Origin of the sequence: Halomonas citrativorans, assembly GCF_900163645.1 — a bacterium.
GTDB lineage: Bacteria > Pseudomonadota > Gammaproteobacteria > Pseudomonadales > Halomonadaceae > Vreelandella > Vreelandella citrativorans.
Genome location: NZ_FUKM01000042.1, coordinates 1 through 3,160, shown reverse-complemented (window position 1 = coordinate 3,160; position 3,160 = coordinate 1). Strand labels below are relative to the sequence as shown.

2 protein-coding genes and 1 pseudogene are annotated in these 3,160 nt (G+C 53.1%); all 3 read left to right on the top strand.

What is annotated here, in order from left to right; translation table 11 throughout:
- A pseudogene (locus CZ787_RS09690) lies at positions 1–956 on the top strand (type VI secretion system Vgr family protein); the annotation flags it as partial.
- 1,146 nt (positions 957–2,102) lie between these two features.
- Positions 2,103–2,855: a hypothetical protein gene (locus CZ787_RS09685; RefSeq protein WP_140398982.1), complete on the top strand. Its 753-nt coding sequence runs from the start codon at positions 2,103–2,105 to the stop codon at positions 2,853–2,855.
- An 88-nt stretch (positions 2,856–2,943) separates the two neighbouring features.
- On the top strand, positions 2,944–3,160 hold a 217-nt coding region (locus CZ787_RS09680; RefSeq protein WP_217883867.1), incomplete at its 3' end, for a hypothetical protein.

Genomic DNA, 3,160 nt, shown 5'->3' with positions numbered 1-3,160 from the left:
AGATGACCCGCTACCACAACAGCATCGAGCTAATGCCCCGGGACCAGACCTGGCGTGCCACGCCCAATCCCAAACCCCGCGTGGACGGGCCGCAGGTGGCGTTTGTGGTCGGCCCGGAAGGCGAGGAAATTTACTGCGATGAACACGGCCGGGTAAAGGTGCAGTTCCCCTGGGACCGCTACGCCGAGCCCAATGAAACCGCCAGCTGCTGGGTGCGCGTGGCTCAGGGCTGGGCAGGCGGCGGCTACGGCAGCATGGCGATTCCGCGGATTGGGCATGAGGTTATCGTTTCCTTCCTCGAAGGCGACCCGGACCAGCCGCTGGTCACCGGGCGTACCTATCACGCCGTCAACATCCCGCCGTACCCGCTGCCGGAACACAAGACCCGTACCGTGATCCGCACCCAGAGCCACAAAGCCGAGGGCTTCAACGAGCTGCGTTTCGAAGACGAAGCCGGTGAAGAGCAGATCTGGCTGCACGCCCAGAAAGACCTGGAGCTTTTAACGCTCAACGACCGAACCGAAGAGATCCGTCGCGACAGCCACCTGAAGTTGCACCGCAACCGGTTGACCGAAATTCACAACGACGAGCACCTGACGGTACATGGCAACCGCCATACGCAGATTAAAGGCGCACAGTACTTCAGCATTGAAGGCTCCCTGCATATGAACACAGGCCAGGCTTGGCTAAGCGAAAGTGGTCGTGAGCTGCATATAAAATCAGGCCAAAAGGCCGTGCTGGAAGCCAGTGATGAAATCACACTGAAAGCAGGCGGTAGCTTTATCAAACTAGATGCCAGCGGCGTCACCATCGTAGGACCCGAGGTGCGAGTCAATTCGGGGGGTAGCCCAGGCAACGGTAGTGGACAACAGTCAAAAGCGCCCATGAGTCCTGGTGAAACAACCCCTGAGGTAAGCGATGATGCCACCCTGGAACCTCATCAAAGCCCCCTTCTAGAAGACGCCGTAGTCGCTTCAGTGGGTTGGGCAGCCAATCAAGCGCTAAATGAAAACGAGGAGCCTGAAACAAGTTTTAAAGGGAACGAAGAGATTGAAGAAGAGGCCACGCTAGACGCCGCGCTTCACAAAAAAGCTCAACGCTGGCGATGTCGCCAGGGTCAAATAACGGCTGCAAGGCAGCAAGCCTCTGCATTGCCTGAACGTAATGACCAGCGTAGTTCTCTGCTGGCAAGTGCAACACGCTTTGAACGCAATAACCTGGCCGTCGAACACGCTAGGCTGGCTCAGCATATTTATGGCCCTAGCCAGCCTCCCCCAGTAGGCTGGGAGGACACCAGTAACGATATGGATATTCTTGAAGAAATTGGGATTAGCTCTTCTGTAACTTTAAAGCCCGAGGATAGCGATTTCCGAGCGGGTCTATACACGCCAAACAAAGATATATTCGGCGATGCATTTGAAGACGCGCTAGTTTTTAAAGGTACTACTTCACGGGAGGATTGGCTTAATAATATTGCACAGGGAGCTGATCGACATTCTGATTATTACGAGCGGGCTGTAGAGCTAGGAGATGTCATCAAGGACTCTGGGGCTAAAATGCACATTGCTGGTCACTCTCTTGGTGGGGGGATGGCATCCGCTGCTTCTCGAGCTGGCGGCTTGTCAGCCACTACTTTTAATGCTGCTGGCCTACATCCCAATACCGTTGAACGATATGGAGGTACCCTGCATACCCCCACACAGGAAAACATCACTGCTTATCGTGTTAAAGGCGAAGTTCTTACTTCCGTACAAGAAAACAAGCTGGGCTCAGGTTTCGCCACACCGAAACCTGTAGAATGGGTTCATGAAAAGCTTGCTAAAAATCTCCCGAATGCCGTTGGAACACCTCATGAATTGCCAGGACGCGGTATTAATCGCATTGACCGCCATAGCATGACGCAAGTGATTGAAGGGCTGGAAGCTCAAAAATCTTTCGATCAGCGCATTCTTGCCGAAGCCACTGGGCATCACTGCTAATTCAGGGGAAGGAGTTATATGCGCATTACAGGTCAAAATATACGACTAGGTTTCATATTACTGGCAACACTATTGTTGGCCGGTTTAGCAGTAGCTAGCTACCAATCATCCAACGGAGTTTCCGTGTCCCGTTCCTATACCGCTACCGACTTCTTTCAAGGCCCCCAATTAGAAATGGCCGAAGCCATTGAACGTAACGATATGGAAGCCTTACGCCAAGGGCCCGAGCAAGGCATTGATCTTCACGCTCGAGGTGATAAACAGATCACCTTGATGTGGTTTGCTCTACTACAGGAAAATACCGACGCTATCCGAACGCTGGTCGAGCTAGGTGTACATCCCAATGAAAGCCCCGTTGAGGGTGGCGGCACGCCTCTTGGTCAAGCCCTTCGAAAATCAGGCACTGAGTATCTCAAAGCCATGCTGGACGGCGGGTTATCTCCCAATGATTCGGCGGGTAACGATGGAAACGATACCGGCTACCCGCTTATATTTAGCACCATTACAAGTGGTACGTTAGCGCACATCAAATTACTGGTGGAACGTGGTGCCGACATACATTACCGACTTAATAATGGAAAAGGCAGCAGCCCGCTTGATAGCAGTGCAACAGGCACTAAACCTGAAGTCGCAATTTATCTACTTGAGCAAGGCGCAGAACCCAACATCCGACTACGCACGGGCGTCACAACAGCTTGGCGAGTTCATAATCGTCTTTCAAATCGAAGCGGCTCTGTACGAGAAGGATTTGCCCAGCTCCGAGATATGATGATCGAACGCGGCGTTGAATTTCCTCCGCCCTCACCGATAGAAGTGCGCGAGCAAATGCGCGCCGAAGGACTCACACCTGTTATTCCTCGTGGCCATGACCGTTAGCCGGTACGCTTATGACTCTATCGTTTTGATAAGCGTGCTCTTGTTGGGCAGCTTCACGTTTGGCTGCCCACCATCCAACGGCGTTTCCATGTCCCGTTCCTATACCGCTACCGACTTCTTTCAGGGCCCTCAATTAGAAATGGCCGAAGCCATTGAACGTAACGATATGGAAGCCTTGCGCCAAGGGGCCGAGCGAGGCATCGACCTTCACGCCCGAGGCGATAAACAGATCACCTTGATGTGGTTTGCTCTACTACAGGAAAATACCGACGCTATCCGAACGCTGGTCGAGCTAGGTGTACATC